Origin of the sequence: Maribacter aquivivus (assembly GCF_900142175.1) — a bacterium.
Lineage (GTDB): Bacteria > Bacteroidota > Bacteroidia > Flavobacteriales > Flavobacteriaceae > Maribacter > Maribacter aquivivus.
Genome location: NZ_FQZX01000002.1, coordinates 115033 through 137651, shown reverse-complemented (window position 1 = coordinate 137651; position 22619 = coordinate 115033). Strand labels below are relative to the sequence as shown.

The following is a 22619-nucleotide window of genomic DNA, read 5'->3' as shown; positions in this document are numbered from 1 at the left end:
GTCTTAAAATTTGAAGTTATAGGTTAATGAAGGCACAATACCGAAAATTGCAGTTCTAGTAGCTTCATTAGCTCCTGTTTCTATATTCTGACCAAATGAAATGGAAGCCGCATTTTTACGGTTATACGCATTGTAAATACCTAATACCCATTCTCCTTTTAGTTTCGCATTTGGTTTTTTATTCGGTTTATAATTGACTGATAGATCTAAACGATGATAAGCAGGTAAACGATCAGAGTTTCTATTGGCATAGCTTGCCACTGAAATACCTTCATACTCATATTGCCCATTAGGGTATGTAACCGGTCTACCTGTTTGAAAAACAAGGTTGGTTCCAAAACTCCATTTGTCATTTAATTGATAAGATCCAGAGATAGAAATATCATGAGTTCTATCATACGGAGTATTATACCAATTACCATCGTTAATACCTAGTCCGCCAGCAGTACCACCAGGAGTTCTTTGTTCAGATTTGGAAAGAGTGTAAGCAATCCATCCTGTAAATTTCCCTTCATTTTTACGGAATAATAGCTCTAATCCGTATGCTCTAGATTCCCCAGTTAAAATTTCGGTTTCAATTGTATTTTGTCCAATAAGGTCTGAACCATCTATATAATCAATTCTATTATCGGTATTCTTATAATACACTTCAGCTTCCATAGAATACGCCTTGTTTTTAAAGTTTCGAAAATACCCAAGTGCATATTGATTAGATAATTGCGGGTCTATATACTGTCCGCTTGGTGCCCATACATCTAAAGGTGTTGCAGAAGAAGTATTCGATAATAAATGAATGTACTGCGCCACTCTAGAGAAACCGGCTTTTAAAGAAGAGTTATCATCAATCGTATAGGCTAAAGAAGCTCTAGGTTCTATATTTCCGAAAGATTTAATGGCATCACCATTTTCGTAAACAGTCTCCCCTACTGCCATTCCACGCTCATAAATGCCTAAGTCTGAATTATAGACTACTGGTTGGTTATTTTCATATTCCGTCATTGGTTGACCACCCATTCTAGTAAACGCACTATAACGCAACCCGTATTGAGCCGTAAGTTTATCTGTCAATTTATGTTCAGCATTTACATAGACTCCGCTTTCGACAGCTTTTTTTTGATTTAGCAGTAACGGATTAACCGCCGAGGTTTCAGAAGTTGGTTTTATCTCACCTGGATCAAACTCATAATATATTCCGCTTGCACCAAAATCTAATTTAAATTTATCGCTGAAATAGTATTTTAGATCATATTTAAGGTTGTAATTGGTAATAGATGAAACCCAGTCGAACTCAGCAAAAGTAAGACCTAACTTATAATCGTACTTACTATAGATAACAGAAAGGTTTGAAAAAAGCTTGTCGTTAAAAATATGATTCCAACGAAGATTTCCGGTAGAGTTACCGTAAGAATTACTGAAAGTATCCCCTAGTTCAAAAGAATCTCTTCCAAAATAACCAGATAGAAAAAGTCTGTTATTCGAATTGATCTTATAATTGGTCTTTAGGTTTAAGTCGTAAAAACCAACACTATTATCTTCCCCAGCCGCTTTTAATAATAGATTGGCATATGAGCTTCTACCAGCAATTAAAAAGGATCCTTTTTCCTTAAATAACGGACCTTCAAGAGCTAAACGACTAGAAATTATACCTATACCTCCAGTAGCAGCAAACCGTTTACTATTACCGTCTTTCTGACGCACATCTAACACAGATGAAACACGACCCCCATAACGCGCAGGAATTCCGCCTTTATATAATTTCACATCTTTGATAGCATCAGCATTAAATACAGAGAAAAACCCGAACATGTGCGATGTATTGTAAATAATAGCCTCATCTAACAAAACCAGATTTTGATCGCCCGCTCCCCCACGTACATGAAATCCGCCGGTGCCTTCTCCGTTATTGGTGACACCTGGCAACATCTGTAACGACTTTAAAATATCTACTTCGCCAAGAACAACAGGCATCTGTTTTACGGTTTCAATATTCATTTTAAGAACACTCATTTCTGGTTTTCTTAACACCGCAATTTCAGACTCTTCTGCAACCACTTCAACTTCATCTAATTTGGTAGACACCTCAGAAATTTCGAAATCGAATTGTTGGTTTTTGTTAAGGTTCACCTCCTGCTTAATATCAGAATACCCCATATAGGTAATTAGCAAACTATATTCTCCTTTAGGTGCACTAATGGAATAAAATCCATATTCATTGGTAACAACACCTATAGATGTTCCTTCTAAAAATACAGATGCCCCAAAAAGCGTTTCTCCATTATCTATATCTGTAATTTTACCGCTAATGGTATAACTTTCTTGGGCAATTAAGAAAGTAGTAGTTAGAAATAAAGTTAGAGTGGTAATTAAGTTTAACCACCTTAATCGTACTTTCTCTTTTCTTCTTCTTGTCATATTATTTATTTGAATGATTGATGAATGCCACTAATTGACAACTTAATTTTTAAAAGGTTGCATGTATCTAAATATTTAGCAAAAAAGTAACATTGATATTCATTAATCACTGTACCTTCATAACGCTAATTTTTCTAAAAATTGTTGGTGATATGCAACCATCAACATTTTCAACTGTCTTTATATAGAAACCTAATTTAGAGTACAATCAACCTCTTTAATTAATTGGAAACCGAAATACGTTTTACACATAAGTCTCTTGTTGAAAACAGCAAGTCTGGCGACAGAAACTCGCAGTACCAACTGTACGAGCTTTATGTTGATGCTATGTACAATATTGGTATGCGGTTTTTAGGTTGTAAGGAAGATGCAGAAGATGTTGTACAAGATAGTTTCATTGATGCTTTTAAAAACCTTCATAAATTTAAATATGAAAGCACATTTGGGGCATGGTTAAAGCGAATTGTAATTAATAAATGTATCAATCACTTAAAAGTTAAACGGTTACCACTAAGTACCATAAATGATCATGAGTTTCACTTAACCGAAGAGGTAGCATATGAAAGGGTTGCTGCAGTAGATATTTTAAAGGTAAAAACAGGAATAGAAAAACTTCCCCAAGGTTACAGACAAATTATCAACTTATACCTACTTGAAGGGTTTGACCATAACGAAATAAGCGAAGTATTGGGCATAACAACATCAACTTCAAAATCTCAATACCACAGAGCAAAAAAGAAATTAGTAGAAATTATAAACACATTATAATGGATCAGTTTGAAAAAAATATAAGAGAAAATAAATCGGTCTTTGATGACCAAAAGGCAGACCGTGCCAAAATGTGGGCGCATATAGAAGCGGAATTAAACAGTAACCAACCAAAAGTTATTCCGCTTTGGAAATCTCCTATGTTTCGTATTGCTGCTAGCATAGTTTTAGTAATTGGTATTTTAGGTCTTATTGGTGTTTCTGCGTATAGTGGCGTAACTGCAGAAACAAATTATGTTTCCCAAGAATTGCAGGATATAGATATGCATTACCAAGGTTTGGTGTCATATCAAGTTCAATTGGTAAAAAGCAACCAGCAATTGTCAGAATCTGATAAAGAAGAATTTCTATCCTTTATGGTAGAACTAGATAAAGAATACCAACAGTTGAAAATTGAAATGCAGAACAACTTAGATAATGAGCTCGTACTTGAAGCGATAATAGGCAATTATAAAAAACGAATAGAACTTATAGAAAACCTATTACAACAGCTTAATGAATCTAAAATTAAAGACGAAGATTATGGATATACTTTGTAAAAAACTGTTCCTTTTCGCCCTTGCAATTTTTGTCGGCTTTACCGTTTTGGCGCAAGAAAAGGTGTCTAAAGAGACCACTAAAACCTACCCTTTCGATAATACAGGGGAATTACATTTAGAAAATAAATATGGTAATATTAATGTATATGGATGGGCAAAAGAAGAGGTTTCCATAACGGTTAGTATTACTGTTACCGACAAGAAAAAAGAAAATGCTAAAGACTTATTGGGGCGTATAAAACCAATAATAAGACAAAGTGAAAAATTCATTTCTGTGAATTATGAAATTGGCGAAAAGAGTACCGGATTCTTTTCTAATTTATTTGAAAAAGCCAATCCGTTTGATTTTGATCGTAGTAATGTTCAAATAGATTACAAAATCTATATCCCTAAAAAGGTAGAGTTGGAAATCGTCAATAAATTTGGTGACGTATTTATAGAAGATTGGGTAGGTATATTAAAAGCAGATGTACAACATGGCGATATGTGGATAAATGATAATTTGAACAAAGCAGATATTAGCATGAAATATGGCAAGTTAAGAGCTAAGAACATCAACTATGCCAACGTAGACTTAAATAATGGTGGCTTAGATATAGACCATGCTAATACTATGAGGTTAAATAGTAGTGGTAGTACAATAGATATACAACAAGTTGAATCTTTAGAATATTACGCTAATAAAGATGAAGCGGATATTAAAGATATAAGTACACTATATGGTAATCTTAAATTCAGTCAATTACGTATACGACACTTAAATAAAGACATTGATTTAAATTTGAAGATTTCAGATTTTTGGATAGACCATGTTGTTTCTCCAAATTCAAAGATTACCATTGAACAGGAATCTTCTGAAGTGAGTATAAATATTTTAAACTTTCCACATAGTTTCTCTGCTATATTAGAAGAAGGTTTGGTTCGTTTGCCAAAATCATTTCAGAATGTAGATTCAAAAATACAAGATAAAGGTAAGAAGCTACGAGAAATAAAAGCTACCTATGGTAAAGGCGGAAAAGGGCATATTATCATTTCAGGTAAAAAGGGAGTAGTTCTATTGAAAGAAATTTAAGAATAAGATTGACTTATAATTGCATCCATTTTTAAATAAAACGGTAAATTGAAAGCTTAAATTAAAACTAGGTTTACCACATGAAAGGAATAAGTAATTTAACGTTCATTCTCTTTATTTTTTTAAGCATAACAAGCACAGCACAAGATGCTAATTATGCAAATCTTCTTCAGAATATAGATTCCAGAGAAAAGACTTCATTAAATGGAAAATGGGATATGATTGTAGATCCCCTTGAAAATGGGTTTTACAACCATAGGTTACAGGAATATGATAAAGGATATTTTAGGAATGCAAAAATGCAATCTCCTTCTGACCTTATTGAGTATGATTTTGATACCAGTTTACAGTTAGATGTACCAGGTGATTGGAATACACAAATGGACAAGCTTTATTATTATGAAGGCACAGTTTGGTATAAAAAGGACTTTGACTATACGCCTACTTCCAACGAATTAACTTATCTATATTTTGAAGCGGTAAATTACGAGGCTATTGTTTATTTGAATGGAGAAAAAATTGGCAAACATGTTGGTGGCTATACTCCTTTTCAGTTTGATGTTACGGATAAACTTGTTGACGGAAATAACTTTGTTGTTGTAAAAGTTGATAATAAACGTAAAAAAGAAAATGTACCTACAGTAAACCAAGATTGGTGGAACTATGGTGGCATCACTAGATCTGTCCACTTAATAAGCGTACCTAAAACTCATATATCTGATTATTATGTTCAATTAGAAAAAGGAGAAACCGGTAAAATTAAAGGGTGGGTAGCTGTAGAAAATGCAACTAACGGAGACGAAGTAAGCATTAAGATACCTGAGCTTAAGAAAACTATAAAAACAAAATTAAATGATGGAAAAGCATCATTTCTAATCAATGCTAAACCTAGCTTATGGTCTCCAACTTCTCCAAAACTTTATGAGGTAGTTATAAAAACCAAAACAGATGAAGTTGTAGATAATATAGGCTTTAGAACGGTAACAACAGATGGCTCTAAAATACTTGTAAATGGAAAAGAAACTTTCCTAAAAGGTATTAGTATACATGAAGAAGCAGCATTTAAGACAGGTCGTGTAATTTCTGTTGAAGAGTGTAAAGTACTTTTAAATTGGGCAAAAGAACTAGGTTGTAATTTCTTGAGGTTAGCGCACTACCCACATAGCGAAGCTATGGTGAAAGAAGCTGAAAAGATGGGCTTTTTAATCTGGTCTGAAATACCGGTATATTGGACTATTCAATTCGAAAATGAAGACACATATGCAAATGCGGAAAATCAATTAACCGAAATGATTTCTCGCGATAAAAATAGAGCATCTGTAGTGTTATGGTCAATGGCGAATGAAACACCAGAGAGCGAACCACGTTTGTCTTTCATAAGTAATTTGGCAGAAAAGGCACGTAGCTTAGATAATTCTAGATTAATAACTGCAGCTTTGGACACCCAAGGTAAAGGAGATGATGGTAATTTAATAGAGGACCCATTAGGTAAAGTTGTTGATGTTATTGGTATTAATAATTATTGTGGATGGTATTATGGCGATGTAGATTCATGCAGCAGTATTAAATGGGCAAGTGCATATAATAAACCAATGATTATGAGTGAAATCGGTGGCGGAGCTTTATATGGTAAACATGGCGATAAGAATGAAAGATGGACAGAAGAATACCAAGACGCTCTTTTTAAATCTAACATTGAAATGATGGAAAATATAGAATTTATGGCAGGTCTTTCTCCTTGGATTTTGATGGACTTTCGTTCATCTAGACGACCATTACGTAGAATTCAAGATGATTTCAACAGAAAAGGACTTATTTCAGAGCAAGGGATGAAAAAGAAAGCTTTTTATACTTTACAGGAATATTACCTTGATATGGATAAGAAATAATATAGATCTTTAAAACTATACTATTAAAGCGATTGATTACAAATTAATAATCAATCGCTTTTTAATTTTTACACAAACTATTCTGTATAAGCACCAGAAGAATACGTTAATTCATAACTGTGAGTATAGACTTCAAAAACGATTCCGAAGGGATCTTCTACATAACACATTTTATAGGGTTTCTCGTTTGGGTAGTAAGAACGAATTGGCATACGTTGCTTACCACCATGTGATACAATTTTAGCAACCAATTCTTCAATATTAGGATCCTGGATACAAAAGTGAAATAATCCCGTATTAAACGGATTAAATTCTGGAGCTTCTTTTATGCCATGCGGAAAACAGAACAACTCTACACCAATACCATCGGAAGTAGACATGTGGGCAATTTCAAATTCTTCCCAGTCATCACCAAAAACATCGATACACATTTGCCCTATGGCAGTTTCTTTTTCCTTCTTAATTTTAGATGGTTTCATTATCACATACCATCCCATTACTTCAGCGTAGAATTCTACTGCTTTTTCTAGATTAGGAACTGTAATACCTATATGTGAAAATGATTTTGGATATTTATTATTCTTGTTCATAGTTCTAATTTTACTGTAAAATAAACATATATTTGCCTTATTAGCAATAACTTACCTAAAAGTACCATAGTTACCAAAAAGGGTTAATTGCTAATTATCAGTTATTTAATTCTATATGAGTTTAAAAAAATATTGCCCTTTAGACTATACAATGAATTTAATTGGCACCAAATGGAAACCAATAGTTCTCTTTCACCTTCTAGAAGGACCACTACGCTCAGGAATTCTTCAAAAGAAAGTGCCAGGTATTTCAAATAAAATGTTCACCCAAACCGTAAGAGAATTAGAAAAAGACGGATTGGTGATTAGAGAAGTGTTTCCCGTTGTACCACCAAAGGTAGAATATGCTTTAAGCGAACGTGGAAAATCTCTTAAAAGCATTCTGCTAAGTTTAGATTCTTGGGGTGCAAATGATGCTTCAAATTGCTAATTCATAAGTAATTAGAATAGTCCAACACAACAAATAACGAAATTTTGGGTTTTATTTAAAAAATATAGGTTTTTGGTGCAACTATTTGTTAGTTAGGTTGTCTATTAGGTAATCAATCAAAAATCGAACAGTAATGAAACCACTAAAATTAACTCTTCTCCTATTATCACTTGTATCCTGTTTGGATAGCTTCGGACAAGAAGAAACTAATGAATACCTAGAATTTAACGACCGTAATAATGTTGTACATGGTGTTTACGTAGGTATAAACATGGGTGTGGGAGAAATAGATGGCGAAAACGCATATATGGGCGGACTAAAAATAGCATACGTAGCCAATCAGCAATTTGAAGTCGGATTTGCCAGTAATTTTCTTTACTCCGAACAAGATATATACAATAATAGCTTATCTAGGTATGAAGATTTAATTGCCGTTTATGGTGGCTTGCATTTAGAGCCTATTTTATTTAGTAAAAATCGCGTCAATTTAAGTTTCCCTCTTTTATTAGGTGCTGGAGCCGTAGGTTATGTAGACAATAAATTTAGGCATGATGATGATTTTGAAGAAGAACTTACTGAAGATGATTTTGATGCCGTATTCGTTGCAGAACCTGGCGTTAACGCACTATTTAACATATCAAGATATCTACAAATAGAAGCTGGTGTAAAATATCGCTTCTCAAGTAAAATAGACCTACCTCCTACGCGTATTACACGTATTAACGGTTTTACCGCTGGCATAGGAATTAAAGTAGGCATATTTAATATGGGCAGAAACCGTTATAAGAAAAACGTACAATAATGAGAAAAAAGAAATCCAATAAAGTTTATTCTCAAGAAGTTATAGACACGCAACATGTCTTTACAGAGGATAATAAAGTTTTTATAAAGAAGAAAACTTCTGTTAGGTCCAACCCAAAAGAAGAATGGTCACCTATAAAATTTACATGGGTATCTGTTGCAAACGTTCAAGATTCTTTAGTACTTGAATAAACTATAAAAGCTACCTACATTTGGGGTCAACTATACTATTTATGACCACAAAAATAATTGAGATAACAGCCGATGAAACATTACCCATTAGACATCAGGTAATGTGGCCAACTAAACCTTTAGATTACGTAAAGTTAAATAATGACAATGAAGGTCTACATTTCGGACTCTTTATAGATAAAAAATTAATTTCGGTAATCTCTTTATTTATTAATGACGGAGAGGCTCAATTTAGAAAATTTGCTACATTGGAAAATTACCAAGGCAAAGGATATGGCAGTATACTTCTAAATGAAATTATGCAAATTGCCGATAAGCAATCTTTAAAAAGAATTTGGTGTAATGCCAGAAGAAACAAATCTGAATTTTATAGGAAGTTTGGTTTGGTAGCTACTAACACTATTTTTATAAAAGGTGATGTAGATTATGAAATCATGGAACGGATATTTTAATAGCTTATTTCTGAAAATTCCTTCCGGTTTATTATGGTATTGATAATAATACTAGTTATAAACAATACCAGCAAGTAATCTCATAGATTCATTTAATAATTATCTTATTCTAGAATGAAATTTTCTTTTAGGTAATTATTTAATTAACAGTTATGCAGATGTTTACTAAGCTTATAAAATCTATATTAGTTGTATTAATTCTCAGTTCAAGTGTAACTGCCCAAGAAAATTCCAGCCAAATGAGTTCAACTGAAAAAGAAGAAATTGCATTCTTGCTTTTCGACAATTATGAAACCCTTGATGTATTTGGACCTGCTGAAATATTTGGACGATTAACCGACTTATATACTTTAAAATTCTATTCATTAGAAGGTGGTATTGTGACCAATAGACATCAAGTCCCAATCATGACAGAAAAACTAGCAGATATCAATAAGAAGCCATTTGCCTTTTTGATTCCTGGTGGTTTAGGAACAAGAGTAGAAGTAAATAACGATAAGCTAATAACTTCTATTAAAGATATAAGCCTAACTAGCACATTTGTAATGACCGTATGTACAGGAAGTGCGCTCTTAGCAAAAACAGGACTTTTAGACAAAAGGCAGGCTACTTCAAACAAACGTGCGTTTGCATGGGTCATTACCAACGGACCAGAGGTACAATGGGATAAAGAAGCTCGTTGGAAGGTAGACGAAAATTATTATACTTCTTCAGGTGTAAGTGCAGGTATGGATATGGCTTTAGGATTTTTAGCCGACCGACACGGTTTAGATTTTGCTAGAAATGTAGCTTGGGAAATAGAATACAACTGGATAGAAGACAAGGACAATGATACGTTTACTGCAGAATGATAAACTGCATGAAAAGCAGTTAACGTATCATTTGAACTTATAACATCTACTTCTTTCTTTTCATTAATTCAGTTTCAATATCTTTAAGCGTAAAGCCTTTTGCCTGTAACAGCATTAAATAGTGAAACAGTAAATCGCCACTTTCATAAAGAAATAGCTCATCATTATCATCCATTGCTTCAATAACAGTTTCAACGGCTTCCTCCCCTACTTTTTGGGCAATTTTATTGATTCCTTTTTTAAATAATGAAGCTACATAAGATTTGCTATCATCAGCAGTAGTTCTTCTTTCTTTAATAGTATCTTCTAACTCAGAAAAGAACCCGAATTGTGAATTGTTTTCTTCTTTCCAACATGTATCTGTACCAGTATGGCATGTAGGACCTACAGGGTTAACAGTTATTAAAAGAGAATCATCGTCACAGTCATTTTTAATGGAAACTAAATTCAAAAAATTTCCACTTTCTTCACCTTTAGTCCATAAACGCTGCTTAGAACGACTAAAAAATGTAACCTTACCACTATCAGTAGTATTCTTTAAAGCTTCGGCATTCATATAGCCAAGCATCAATACATTCTTCGTACGTGCGTCTTGTATAATTGCAGGCACTAGTCCGTCACTCATTTTCTCCCAATTGGGTGTATTAAATTCCATATTCTCTTTATTCAATTTCAATTCTATTGATCATTTTCTTAAAAGGCAATATACTTATCGTGGTCCCAAACCTTCAACTGCGCTTAGGATAATACCTAGTTTAATAATTCTAATTTGGTCACTAAGCCTAGTCGAAGTCAAATTTCGTTTGTCAAAACTGTAAACTATATTCGAACAGGAATACCATTTTCTTTTAACTCAGTTTTCAATTCTTGAATACCAATTTCTTTAAAGTGAAAAACACTTGCCGCCAAAGCTGCATCTGCTTTACCCTCAACAAAGGTATCAGTAAAATGCTGTTTGTTACCAGCACCACCCGAGGCAATTATCGGAATATTTAACTCCGTAGACAATTTCGCCAATGCTTGATTTGCGAATCCGTCTTTAGTACCATCATTATCCATTGAGGTAAATAGAATTTCTCCTGCTCCGCGTTCTTCCACTTCTTTTGCCCACTCGAACAATTTACGTTCGGTAGGTACTTTTCCTCCAACCAAATGAACAATCCACTCTCCATCAATCTGTTTAGCGTCTATTGCAACAACAATACACTGCGATCCAAATTTGGCAACCAAATCATTAATCAACTGTGGGTTCTTCACAGCAGATGAATTAATGGAAACCTTATCTGCTCCGTTATGCAGCAAAACATCAACATCTTCAACAGATGAGATTCCGCCACCAACCGTAAAAGGAATATTTACTTTTTCCGCAACCCGGTATACTAAATCTGCTAATGTTTTTCTTTTCTGTTCTGTAGCTGATATATCTAAGAACACTAATTCATCGGCACCTTCGCGACTATAAATCTCAGCCAGCTCAACAGGATCCCCTGCATCACGTAAGTCAACAAAATTGACACCTTTTACAGTTCTACCATCTTTGATATCTAAACAAGGTATTATTCTCTTAGCAAGCATATTTTTTCTAGTATTAAGTACTACCTAAATAGTACTAAGTATTCAATAAATATCGCACATAATATCAAGCTGCACTTTTTACTTAATACTTTGTACTTGATAAATTTTACTCATTTTTAATATTCAGATCGACTCCATCATAAAACCCCAAGTCTTTTTCCTTTATGAGTTTTACATAAAAAGCAATCTGACCAGTATGATAAGAATAGTGTTCTACAGCATGCATAATTGCTCCAACTCCCGAAAAGGACATTCCTTGTACTGATCTTACTTTTATCAACTTATCTACTGTTGAATCAAAAATAACACGTTTAACGGAGTCTACCGTATCTTCTAATTTATGTAATAACTCCGCTTTCGTTAGTCCTGAGCCAACAGAAAACTCGGCATCTCTATTTCTATTATCATCGATTTCGCCTATGGAAGAAATCACATATTGTGTCATATTACCACACAGGTGTAAAATGAGATTCGCCATACTGTTCAAAGAAGGATTAGGCTTCTGCCAAATTTCTTCTTCCGATATTTCAGCAAAACTTTTTTTGATCATACGCGTACTTTCATCCATGCGATACATCGCATTTTCAACAATTTCTTCCACTAAGCGTTCTTCCTTATCCATTGCTTAAAATATAAGATTCTAGTTGTTTAAGACTAATTCTATTTTCATAAATAGCTTTGCCTATGATTGTACCTTCACAACCCATTTCGTCTAATTTAGGCAGCTCATCAAAAGTAGAAATACCTCCGGAAGCAATTAGCTTTAAATCATTGGTCTGCTCTAAAATACGTTTGTATAATTCAAACGACGGACCTTCTAACATACCGTCTTTACTGATATCTGTACAAATTACATATTGAATTCCTTTTTGTTGATACGATTGTATAAACGGAATTAATTCTTCCTTTGACTCTTCTAACCAACCAGAAACTGCTACTTTTTCATCCATAGCATCTGCGCCAAGAATAATTTTATCCGCACCATGCTTTTCAATCCATCCAATAAAAGTATCTGAATCTTTTACAGCGATACTACCACCTGTAATTTGTTTTGCTCCACTTTCAAAAGCAATACGTAAATCATCATCAGTTTTTAATCCGCCTCCAAAATCAATATTCAAATTCGTTTGTGAAGCAATTTGCTCCAGTACTTTATGATTTACAATATGCTTTGATTTTGCACCATCTAAATCCACCAAATGTAGATGCTTAATACCGTGTGCCTCAAATTCTTTGGCTACTTCTAAAGGGTTTTCATTATATATCTTCTTAGTATCGTAATCACCTTTTGAAAGACGAACACATTTACCATCAATGATATCTATAGCAGGAATAATTCTCATTCTTTAATCTAAAATTTGTTTATCAACAGACATCCACAATGGTGAATCTCCTATTTTATTAAATCCGAAACGCTCATATAACAAATGGGCATCCTTAGTTTTTAATGCTAATGTTTTTAGCTTTTTAATGGTAGCATCTTCTAATATCTCTTTCACCAAAATCTTACCATAACCTTGACCTTGAAATTTATCTAGAATAATCACATCCATGAAATATCCAAAGTAAATATAATCGGTAACTACCCTAGCAAAGCCAATTTGTTCATTTTTAAGTGTATATATTCCAAAACAGTAAGAGTTTTCAATCGTTATTTTTACTTCTTCTAATGTTCTATTATCACCCCAATATGAATTAGCAATAAACTGTTGAATTGCATCTACGTTCAAAAGGTTTTTATCAGTTGAAATAAAATAATTTTGCTCCATTACATTTTTAAAAAATTCTCTAGAATTCGCTGCCCAACATCACTACTCTTTTCAGGGTGAAATTGAGTACCATAGAAATTATCTTTTTGTAAAGCTGCACTATAATCAACTCCATAAGAACATTCTGCGATAGTTTCATCACACAATGGTGCATAAAAACTATGCACTAAATAAATATGCTCTTTTTCTTCAATACTATTAAATAATTCAGATTTAAGATTGGTAATCTGATTCCATCCGATCTGTGGAACCTTTACTGTGCTATCAAACTTTACAACATCAACATCAAAAATTCCTAGTCCAGTAGTATTACCTTCCTCAGACGAATGACACATTAACTGCATACCCAGGCAAATACCTAAAACAGGTTGCGTTAATGTCGGAATTAGTTTGTCTAAACCGCTATCACGAAGTTTGTGCATTGCGCTACTCGCCTCACCAACTCCTGGGAATATAACTTTATCAGCATGTTGTATTTCAGTTACAACATTACTTAAAATAGCCTCGTAGCCCAGGCGTTTTATGGCAAATTTGATGCTTTGTATATTTCCTGCTCCGTAATTTATAATTACAATTTTCATTAAAACTAGTATTAAGTAGTTAGTATGAAGTACAAAGTAAATATCATAAAGACTTAATACTTTGTACTCAATACTTTGTACTATTTAAAGAACTCCTTTCGTACTTGGCAACACCATTTTTTCAACGTCTCTTTTAACAGACATTTTTATGCTCTTTGCAAAAGCCTTAAAAATAGCTTCAATCTTATGATGTTCATTGGTGCCTTCTGCTTTTATGTTCAAATTTGCTTTGGCGCCATCAGTGAATGATTTAAAGAAATGATAAAACATTTCAGTTGGCATATCCCCTACCATTTCACGATTAAAGTCTGCATCCCATACTAGCCAATTTCTGCCTCCGAAATCAATGGCAGATTGCGCTAAACAATCATCCATTGGTAAACAGAAACCGTATCGTTCAATACCTAGTTTATTTCCTAAAGCCATATGAAATACCTCACCAAGAGCAATACCTGTATCCTCTATTGTATGGTGTTCATCAACTTCCAAATCACCATTAACCTTTATCATTAAATCCATTTGCCCATGACGCGCCAATTGGTCTAACATATGGTCAAAGAAAGCCAACCCAGTTTTAATATCACTCTTACCGGTACCATCTAAATTTAATTTGATGGCAATATCGGTTTCATTGGTTTTTCTATGAATTTCAGCAGTTCTGTCATTCAATTTTAAGAACTCATAAATCTTCTCCCAATCATTACTTTCAATCGCGATGTGACTATCTAATTCATCCCGTTTTACAGTAATCTCACCTGTACCCAAATTAGTCTCATCATTAATGAAAATACCTTTAGAACCTAAGTTCTTAGCCAATTCCATATCTGTTAATCGATCACCTATTACATAAGAATTTTCTAAATCATATTCATCAGAAAAATACTCGGTTAATAAGCCGGTACCAGGTTTTCTAGTTGCTGCATTCTCATGCGGAAAAGTTCGATCTAAGAACACTTTGTCAAAAACAACACCTTCATTAACAAAAGACTTTAATATGAAATTATGTACAGGCCAAAAGGTATCTTCTGGAAATACATCAGTACCCAACCCATCTTGATTAGTAATCATAACCAACTCATAATCTAGCTCTTTGGCAATTTTACCAAGGAAAGTGAAAGACTTAGGATAGAAAATCATTTTCTCAAAAGCATCTATCTGCTCATCTACCGTTTCTTTAATTATAGTTCCGTCACGGTCTATAAATAGTACTCTTTTTTTCATACTTTTTTACATATAATATTGTTCTCTAAGAAATATCAGAGTCGTCTTTACGTACTTCAATGGCAGTCTGTTCTTTAGACCCAAAAAAGAATTTCTTTGCTCCTGCAAATAATGCTACTCCGCCTATTGCTATGAACTTCCAAAATTTAAGTATTAAGGCAAAGAATCCAGCTTTAGCCAAAATTTTACCTGCTATTAAACCACCAATTCCATAAGCTGCTACATCATCAAAATCAGGGTTAAATTCAGAATACTTATACCCTGTATTAAATGATACACTACCTAAAATTGGATCTAAGTTATTCTCAACATCTTCTAAAGTATCTATGTCACCAATAACATTTAAATTCATATAGCCCTTACGACCTAAAACTCTAATATTATAATTTAAAGTACTGGTTTCTTCCTCTTCAAAAAGCAGCTCTTTAGCCCAGTATAATTTTTTATTTTCTGAATCATAATAAGGTTTTGTTGCCCAGCCTATTAAATCTACAGTTGGGTATCCCATACTAGTTCTTTGTGGATTTGCTTCTTTGACATCATCTTGCATTTCACTTAGCAAGTCATCATAATCCATGTCTTGTGCATCATCATCTTCAATATATCCATCTTCTGAATACGATATTTCAATGGCGTAAGTTGTCTCTACCGGAGATTCATCTTCTTTCAATAAAAGACCCATAACGGACTCATCTCTTGGGTTTCCCCAAATATCTGAAAGCACTCGTTGTGCTTGTTCACTATCTAAAAATTTATAGCCTTCTGGTACCATAATTTTCGCAACATCACCATTAAGCATAGACCTATCATAAATATAGGTAAAGGTGTTTTCTAGACTATCTGAATACAGTTTAAAACTTATAAGATCTTCCGTTTCTTCATCACTTAAATTGAGACTGTCAGCTATAAATTCTAGTCTTTCAATATCTTGAGCATGAGCTACACAAACTGTTATTAATAAGGCAATAAAATAAATGAACTTGCTTTTCATTGGTTTTGGTTTAAAGGTTATATCATTTTTAACGCCTCAGCAAGTGTTTTATTCTCTACAGCACTACCTACAGTAAAACGTAGGGTATTCTCACATAACGGTTGTGTGGTACGATTTCTAACAACAACCCCTTTAGCTAATAATTGATTATATCTAAGCGTAGCATCATCTACCTTTGCCAAAATAAAGTTTGCATTGGTAGGGTAAATTTTTTCAACAAATGAAACTGTTGTTAAAGCCTCCTCTAATTTTGCCCTTTCAGCTAAAATCTCATTAACCTCATTCTTAACTGAATTTATATCTAACACACGAGTAGTTGCTTTCTCTTGTGTTAATTGATTTACGTTATACGGCGGTTTAATTTTGTTTACTACAGCAATAATTTCTGCAGATGCAATGCAAATACCCAATCTAATACCTGCCATACCATACGCCTTTGATAATGTTTGAGTTATAATTAGATTCGGATAATCATTAAGCTTTGATGTCCAGCTTTCTTCGGATGAAAAATCTATATATGCTTCATCGATAACTACAAGTCCGTTAAAAGAATTTAAAAGTTCCTCAATACTATTTGTTGAAAAACTATTTCCTGTGGGATTGTTAGGAGAACAAATGAATAACAGTTTAGTATGTTCATCAATAGCCTTTTTAATTTCAGAAACATTAGGCTGAAAATCATCAGTTAATAAGACTTCTCTATTTTCTACTAGATTGATACCTGAAAGCACCTTGTACATTCCGTATGTTGGTGGCAGAGTAATGACATTATCTTGTTTAGGTTCACAGAAAGCTCTAAACAACAAATCTAAAACTTCATCGCTACCATTACCTAAAAGAATATTTTCTTCCTTTATTCCTTTTTGTTCTGCCAATATTGCTTTTAAGCCTCTTTGTTGAGGATCAGGATACCGATTGACTCCGTTTTCAAACGGATTCTCATTCGCATCTAAGAAAACCATGGTAGAACCATCGGAAACATATTCGTCACGTGCCGAAGAATAAGGACTCAAGCCCTTTACATTTTCTCGTATTATGTTATCTAAATTGAAACTCATTAGTTCAATATGGTGTTGGTCATTGAGCGTAGCCAAAATGACATTATTTTAAACTATTTAATCTTAAAGTAACTGCATTTTTATGAGCTTCTAACCCTTCTGCTTCTGCCATCAGTTCAATAGCACTACCAATTGTTTGAATACCCTCTTTTGTAATTTTCTGAAAAGTCATACTCTTCATAAAACTATCAAGGTTTACACCACTATACTGCTTAGCATATCCATTTGTTGGTAAGGTATGATTTGTGCCAGAGGCATAATCACCAGCACTCTCAGGAGTATAATTACCAATAAAAACAGAACCTGCATTCTGTGTATTGTCTATATAAAAATCTTCATTTTCTACACAAACGATGTAATGCTCTGGTCCGTATTCATTTATCAAATCAATAGCATCTTGATCATTATCAACGTAAATCAATTTACTATTTGCAATTGCATGCCTTGCGATTTCTTTACGTGGTAAATCTTCTAATTGTAGAGCTACTTCCTTCTCCACCGAATCAATCATTTCTTTAGACGTAGAAACCAAAATTACTTGACTATCAACACCATGTTCTGCCTGACTTAATAAATCTGATGCTACGAAAGCAGCATTTGCAGAATCATCAGCAACAACCAATAATTCTGACGGTCCTGCTGGCATATCAATTGCAACGCCATGTTTTGTTGCAATTTGTTTTGCTACGGTTACATATTGATTTCCTGGTCCAAAAACTTTATACACTTGCGGTATGGTTTCTGTACCAAAAGTCATCCCAGCGATTGCCTGAATTCCCCCTACTTTTACAATTTTTGTTACTCCGCATAAATCCGCCGTATACAAAATAGCAGGATTTAGTTTCCCTTCTTTATCAGGTGGAGAACAAAGTACAATTTCATTACAACCGGCAATAGCTGCAGGTACTGCTAACATTAAAATAGTAGAAAACAAAGGAGCCGTTCCCCCAGGAATATACAATCCCACTTTTTGGATTGGTCTTTTTTCTTGCCAGCAAGATACACCAGTAGTCGTTTCCACTTCAACACGACCCGTTTTCTGAGCGATATGAAATACTTCTATATTTGATTTCGCTAATTGAATAGCAGCTTTCAAATCTTCTGAAACCAATTCTTTGGCTTCCTTAATTTCATCTTCTGAAACTAAAAGATTATCCAAGTTAACCTTGTCAAATTGATTGGTATACTTTTTTAAGATAGTATCGCCACCAAGCTTAACTTCCTCAAAAATAGTATTGACCAATCCTTCAATATCGGCAACAGTTTGGGTGGGGCGCATAAGAACGTCTTTCCAATCTTGCCTTTTAGGATTATATATTTTGTTCATTTCTTTAACTAGCTATTAGCCTTAAGCTGTTTGCTCTAGGCAAAAAATAATCATTTACAATAGCTAATAGCGAAAGGCTAATAGCTAAAAGCTTAATTACAATACCATTTTCTCAATTGGGCAAACAAGAATGCCTTCTGCTCCGGCTTTCTTCAATTCATCAATTACTTCCCAGAATTTATCTTTATTGATTACAGTGTGTACCGAGCTCCAACCTTCATCTGCCAATGGCAATACTGTAGGACTTCTCATACCTGGTAAAAGTTTTAGAATTCCGTCTAATTTATCGTTTGGTGCATTAAGCAACACATACTTAGAACCTCTAGCTCTTAAAACAGACTGAATTCTAAACTGTAGCTTTTCAAGAAGTTCTTTTCTCTCTTCATTTATCTTTGGTGATACTGCCAAAACAGCTTCACTTTTCAACATTACTTCAACCTCTTTCAAGTTGTTTTTGAACAATGTACTCCCACTAGAAACGATATCACAAATAGCATCGGCGAGCCCAATATTAGGTGCAATTTCCACAGAACCACTAATAATATGTAAATCGGCTTTTACACCTTTTTCTTTCAAATAGTTTAATACTGTATTTGGGTAGGATGTTGCAATACGTTTGCCTTCAAAATCCTTTACCGAATTATACTTAACAGACTTTGGCACCGCTAAGGATACTTTACATTTTGAAAAGCCTAATTTCTCGGCAACTGAAATATCTTCTCCTTTTTCAATCAATACGTTTTCACCAATGATAGCAATATCTACCACTCCGTCTCTTAAATATTGAGGGATGTCTCCATTTCTTAAATAGAAAACTTCCATTGGAAAATTTCTTGAAGAAGCCTTTAACTGATCCTTACCATTATCTATGGAAATACCGCAGTCTTTTAAAATTTGAAGGGATTCCTCATTAAGTCTTCCCGATTTCTGAATAGCAATTCTAATTTTAGTCATTTTCTTAATTTAATGCTTGGCAACCAAAAGAGATTTAAATACAAAACCCGTTTGATTGCTCAAACGGGTTTTAAAATATGTTGTTCTACTACAATACATTCCTACCTCGCCTAAGCGTGAATATGGAAATGATGATGTGTAGTTCTGTTTTTCATGATACTGTAAAAGTAAAAGGTATTTTTCATTTCACAAAACAAAAGTTTAAAATGAAACAAAAATAATTAACAACGTGTTTTAGTTATTCCCTAAAATTAAAGGAAGACCATCGCTACCACCAACGATAACCACTTTTGAATTTGGTGATTCCGCTAATTTTAATGTAGCATCTATACCCTTATCTTTCAAAATTTGGTCATTCAATGAAGCACTCAAAATACGGTTAGCATCTGCTTTACCTTGCGCTTCAATAGTTACTTTTTCTGCCTCTTTCTTAGCAGTAACCAGTCTAAACTCATATTCTAAAGACTCTTGTTCCTGCTTTAATTTTCTTTCAATTGCATCTTTAATAGTTGGCGGTAACGTTACATCCCTAACCAATATTTCATTTAATTGAATGTACTGACCAGATACTATTTTTTGAGTCTCATCAAAAATTTCTTGTTGAATAGCATCTCTTTTGCTAGAATACAATTGTTCTGGTGTATAACGCCCAACTACTGAACGTGCAGCAGATCGTATGGTTGGCAATAATACACGTTGTATATATTCTGTACCCTTCTCTTGATGTAATTTCCCTAAATCATTACGAATAGGTTCAAACCAAGCAGAAGCTTCCAATTTAATATCCAAACCATTACTTGATAATACATTCATACTTTCAAGAACTTCTTGTTGTCTTACTTCATACACTGTCACCCTATTCCATGGTGCTACAAGATGAAATCCTTCGCCCATTGGAGGCTGATCAGTCACTACACCCCCGCCAAAAGTTTTGTACAAAACACCTGCTTGACCAGAGTCTATTGTAACTGTTGATTTTGAAATTGCAATAATTACTACAATAAAAATAAATATTGCGGGTAACGCAATCTTAGGTAACTTATCCATTAATGTCTATTTAAATTAATCCGTTATATTTTCTGATAAACCATTCTGCTGCAAAGGCAAAAACTATAATTGCCAAAAGCATTCTGAAATCAATCAAAGATACGATATTTTCAGTGCTTTTCTCGGTAGGCACATAAGCATCACTTTCTTTCAAATCCTGCAGTAACTGTTCTATTTGAGAAGGATAAAACTGTTTTCCACCAGAGTTTATAGCTAATTTTTCCATTTTCACATTATCACTTGATACAAACTGATTTTCCATATCAAATTCCGAAATAATAAAACTTCCCGATTCTGATTTAGATTCATTTTCTACCGAAACAATAAATTCATAAGAACCAGCCAATAAATTAGATAAGTCTGCTTCGAAATATCCATTCTTTAAAACCATTGGATTCGTTTGAACCTTGTTATATTCTGTGTTCGTTACTTTAATTTTCACTTTTGCGTTTGGGTCGAATAAAAACGCTTCATCGAAATACGTCGCCGTTATCACCGTATTGCTACTACCCTCGTATACCTTTTCATATTCAACATTTAGTCTAGATTTGTTCTTTGAGCTAGTTAGATACCGAATTAGATTACCAATAAACTCATCGAAATTGACAAATTCATTTGTATTTCTGAACGTCTGCACTCTCCATTTCCATAGGTTCTCTCCCATTAACAAAGCGCTTTTCTGAGTATTTTTCTCCATTACCGACAACAAAGGTTGCTGAATATTCAATCCTTTTATTTGAGTGCCCAATAAAGCTTCAAATGGGGAAGTAATAAGAATAGGACCAGCATCACTTATTAAAGGTGGAAAATCAGTTACATCAAATTTTGAAATATCATACTTTGTAAAAGCATTATTTAATAAACCGAACACTTCTTGCTGCGGATAACCATTCTCAATTTCAAAAGGGACATCGGCGTTATTCAAAAATGAGTAATCTGTTTGAGTACCGGTTATGATAAAGCTATTTGCATTTTTACTTTTGGCGTATTCAAAAGAATTCTTGAATCTAGCTGTAGGCTGATAAAATATAAACAAGTCAATATCCTCTAAAATAGTATTTGCTACATTAGAATTTAAAATTGAAACTTCTCGTTGCTCATTACTTTCAATAGCTTTTTTAAGAGCCCCCAAATCTGGGTGCAGAATATCTGAAATTAAAGCAATCTTAGTTTTCTCATCGATTACTTCGATACTTGTAGTTCTGCGGTTATTTTTTATATTTCGTTCTTCTGGCAACTGAGAAACTTCAACGACCAAATTTTTAATTCCCACTGAATTCGCCTCAACCTCAATAGAAATGGGTTTGTAATTATTCTGAGAATTTAATTTTACAATCTCCTTATGAATAACTTTTGAATTCATTTTAATAGATACAGTCGCCGACACAGCACTACTCCCTTGATATGAAACAAAGGTTTCAAACGGAAATCTATTCTTTAAAAAAGCGTATTTATTAGTTTGAATTGAACCGACCGAAATGTCTTTGTACTTAGTAGTGTCACCTAAAACTACCGTGTAGATACTATTATTTTCATCAGATTTAAAATAGCTATAATCTTGCCCAATAGTTTGATTTCCATCAGATAATAGAATAGTAACCGTCTGTTCACGTGCATATACATCTTCCAATGCCGATAGCGACTTATAGATATTCGTGTTTTTTTCTTGAAAAGAAAGACTATCAAAAATATGTAGGTCAGTCCCAAACCTATAATCGGCAACTTTAAATCTATCTGCTATATCTTCTGATGACTTAATTTCAGATAGTATTTCATTTAGTTCCGCTGCACTTTCTTCTATAGATGTAGAATTATCAGCCAATATTACCAAATTAGGCTTCTCTAAGGTGTATAATTTTTGTGAGAACTGCGGATTGATTAGTAAAAGCAACAACCCGAATATACCTGTAAAACGCAAAAAGGCTAAAAGCAAATTAATTTTACTTTTAGCCTTCTGCTTATATATGTATTGAAAAACAACGATACCCAATGCTACAATTGCAGCAAGAATAATATACAATACCGTTATGCTTTCCATGTATTAACTAAAGTTGTTCTTAAAAAGGAATCAAAAAAATAGCGTTCCTCCAGAGTTTGTTT

24 protein-coding genes are annotated in these 22619 nt (G+C 33.7%); 9 read left to right on the top strand and 15 right to left on the bottom strand.

Annotated elements, in window-relative coordinates:
• Window positions 1-3 precede the first annotated feature (3 nt).
• The gene (locus BUC31_RS10930; RefSeq protein WP_073244118.1) at window positions 4-2412 is read right to left on the bottom strand and encodes a TonB-dependent receptor; all 2409 of its coding nucleotides are present in this window, start codon (window positions 2410-2412) and stop codon (window positions 4-6) included.
• Window positions 2413-2637: 225 nt separating this feature from the next.
• Here BUC31_RS10930 and BUC31_RS10925 point away from each other — a divergent pair, with 225 nt between their 5' ends.
• The 4 genes from BUC31_RS10925 to BUC31_RS10910 all read left to right on the top strand — a co-directional run bounded on the left by BUC31_RS10925 (window position 2638) and on the right by BUC31_RS10910 (window position 6680).
• Window positions 2638-3180: an RNA polymerase sigma factor gene (locus BUC31_RS10925; protein ID WP_073244116.1), complete on the top strand. Its 543-nt coding sequence runs from the start codon at window positions 2638-2640 to the stop codon at window positions 3178-3180.
• Window positions 3180-3719 (top strand): hypothetical protein, encoded by a 540-nt coding sequence (locus BUC31_RS10920; RefSeq protein ID WP_073244113.1) that lies wholly within the window; start codon window positions 3180-3182, stop codon window positions 3717-3719. The genes BUC31_RS10925 and BUC31_RS10920 overlap by 1 nt, the downstream gene beginning before the upstream one ends.
• Window positions 3703-4791 (top strand): hypothetical protein, encoded by a 1089-nt coding sequence (locus tag BUC31_RS10915; protein ID WP_073244111.1) that lies wholly within the window; start codon window positions 3703-3705, stop codon window positions 4789-4791. Before BUC31_RS10920 ends, BUC31_RS10915 begins: the two co-directional genes overlap by 17 nt.
• Before the next feature lie 80 nt (window positions 4792-4871).
• On the top strand, window positions 4872-6680 hold the full coding sequence (locus BUC31_RS10910) for a glycoside hydrolase family 2 protein (protein ID WP_073244109.1): 1809 nt from the start codon (window positions 4872-4874) through the stop codon (window positions 6678-6680).
• Window positions 6681-6757: 77 nt separating this feature from the next.
• Here BUC31_RS10910 and BUC31_RS10905 read toward each other — a convergent pair whose 3' ends face one another.
• Window positions 6758-7270, bottom strand: a complete 513-nt coding sequence (locus BUC31_RS10905) for a VOC family protein (RefSeq protein ID WP_073244107.1) — start codon at window positions 7268-7270, stop codon at window positions 6758-6760.
• Window positions 7271-7385: 115 nt separating this feature from the next.
• On the opposite strand from BUC31_RS10905, the gene BUC31_RS10900 reads away from it, so the two are divergent.
• The 5 genes from BUC31_RS10900 (at window position 7386) to BUC31_RS10880 (ending at window position 9996) form a co-directional block, all read left to right on the top strand.
• Window positions 7386-7700, top strand: a complete 315-nt coding sequence (locus BUC31_RS10900; RefSeq protein ID WP_073244105.1) for a winged helix-turn-helix transcriptional regulator — start codon at window positions 7386-7388, stop codon at window positions 7698-7700.
• A gap of 133 nt (window positions 7701-7833) precedes the next feature.
• On the top strand, window positions 7834-8502 hold the full coding sequence (locus BUC31_RS10895) for a hypothetical protein (RefSeq protein WP_139251952.1): 669 nt from the start codon (window positions 7834-7836) through the stop codon (window positions 8500-8502).
• Window positions 8502-8693: a hypothetical protein gene (locus BUC31_RS10890; protein WP_073244103.1), complete on the top strand. Its 192-nt coding sequence runs from the start codon at window positions 8502-8504 to the stop codon at window positions 8691-8693. The genes BUC31_RS10895 and BUC31_RS10890 overlap by 1 nt, the downstream gene beginning before the upstream one ends.
• Window positions 8694-8734: 41 nt before the next feature.
• Window positions 8735-9145, top strand: coding sequence for a GNAT family N-acetyltransferase (locus BUC31_RS10885; RefSeq protein WP_073244101.1), 411 nt, complete (start codon window positions 8735-8737; stop codon window positions 9143-9145).
• A gap of 239 nt (window positions 9146-9384) precedes the next feature.
• Window positions 9385-9996 carry a DJ-1/PfpI family protein gene (locus tag BUC31_RS10880; protein WP_073245890.1) on the top strand — a complete coding sequence of 204 codons (612 nt, stop codon included), beginning with the start codon at window positions 9385-9387 and terminating at the stop codon, window positions 9994-9996.
• 46 nt (window positions 9997-10042) lie between these two features.
• Here the strand turns inward: BUC31_RS10880 and hisIE are convergent, their stop codons facing one another.
• The 13 genes from hisIE to BUC31_RS10815 all read right to left on the bottom strand — a co-directional run bounded on the left by hisIE (window position 10043) and on the right by BUC31_RS10815 (window position 22557).
• The gene (hisIE, locus tag BUC31_RS10875) at window positions 10043-10651 is read right to left on the bottom strand and encodes a bifunctional phosphoribosyl-AMP cyclohydrolase/phosphoribosyl-ATP diphosphatase HisIE (RefSeq protein WP_073244099.1); all 609 of its coding nucleotides are present in this window, start codon (window positions 10649-10651) and stop codon (window positions 10043-10045) included.
• A 164-nt stretch (window positions 10652-10815) separates the two neighbouring features.
• Window positions 10816-11571: an imidazole glycerol phosphate synthase subunit HisF gene (gene hisF, locus BUC31_RS10870; RefSeq protein WP_073244097.1), complete on the bottom strand. Its 756-nt coding sequence runs from the start codon at window positions 11569-11571 to the stop codon at window positions 10816-10818.
• Window positions 11572-11677: 106 nt separating this feature from the next.
• Window positions 11678-12193 (bottom strand): DinB family protein, encoded by a 516-nt coding sequence (locus tag BUC31_RS10865; protein WP_073244095.1) that lies wholly within the window; start codon window positions 12191-12193, stop codon window positions 11678-11680.
• Window positions 12186-12914 (bottom strand): 1-(5-phosphoribosyl)-5-[(5-phosphoribosylamino)methylideneamino]imidazole-4-carboxamide isomerase, encoded by a 729-nt coding sequence (gene hisA / locus BUC31_RS10860; RefSeq protein ID WP_073244093.1) that lies wholly within the window; start codon window positions 12912-12914, stop codon window positions 12186-12188. Before hisA ends, BUC31_RS10865 begins: the two co-directional genes overlap by 8 nt.
• Window positions 12915-12917: 3 nt before the next feature.
• The gene (locus tag BUC31_RS10855; protein ID WP_073244091.1) at window positions 12918-13340 is read right to left on the bottom strand and encodes a GNAT family N-acetyltransferase; all 423 of its coding nucleotides are present in this window, start codon (window positions 13338-13340) and stop codon (window positions 12918-12920) included.
• On the bottom strand, window positions 13340-13921 hold the full coding sequence (gene hisH, locus BUC31_RS10850) for an imidazole glycerol phosphate synthase subunit HisH (protein WP_073244089.1): 582 nt from the start codon (window positions 13919-13921) through the stop codon (window positions 13340-13342). Before hisH ends, BUC31_RS10855 begins: the two co-directional genes overlap by 1 nt.
• A gap of 84 nt (window positions 13922-14005) precedes the next feature.
• Window positions 14006-15142, bottom strand: coding sequence for a bifunctional histidinol-phosphatase/imidazoleglycerol-phosphate dehydratase HisB (hisB, locus tag BUC31_RS10845; protein ID WP_073244087.1), 1137 nt, complete (start codon window positions 15140-15142; stop codon window positions 14006-14008).
• Between the two features lie 25 nt (window positions 15143-15167).
• Window positions 15168-16133 (bottom strand): DUF2167 domain-containing protein, encoded by a 966-nt coding sequence (locus BUC31_RS10840; RefSeq protein WP_073244085.1) that lies wholly within the window; start codon window positions 16131-16133, stop codon window positions 15168-15170.
• Window positions 16134-16150: 17 nt separating this feature from the next.
• Window positions 16151-17191 (bottom strand): histidinol-phosphate transaminase, encoded by a 1041-nt coding sequence (gene hisC / locus BUC31_RS10835; RefSeq protein WP_073244083.1) that lies wholly within the window; start codon window positions 17189-17191, stop codon window positions 16151-16153.
• 43 nt (window positions 17192-17234) lie between these two features.
• Window positions 17235-18518, bottom strand: a complete 1284-nt coding sequence (gene hisD, locus BUC31_RS10830; RefSeq protein ID WP_073244081.1) for a histidinol dehydrogenase — start codon at window positions 18516-18518, stop codon at window positions 17235-17237.
• Between the two features lie 96 nt (window positions 18519-18614).
• A complete protein-coding gene (gene hisG / locus BUC31_RS10825) occupies window positions 18615-19472 on the bottom strand; it encodes an ATP phosphoribosyltransferase (protein WP_073244079.1) in 858 nt (285 codons plus the stop codon).
• A gap of 234 nt (window positions 19473-19706) precedes the next feature.
• Complete coding sequence (locus tag BUC31_RS10820; protein WP_073244077.1) at window positions 19707-20519, bottom strand: prohibitin family protein; 813 nt, start codon at window positions 20517-20519, stop codon at window positions 19707-19709.
• A 10-nt stretch (window positions 20520-20529) separates the two neighbouring features.
• Window positions 20530-22557, bottom strand: coding sequence for a hypothetical protein (locus tag BUC31_RS10815; RefSeq protein WP_073244075.1), 2028 nt, complete (start codon window positions 22555-22557; stop codon window positions 20530-20532).
• Window positions 22558-22619 lie beyond the last annotated feature (62 nt).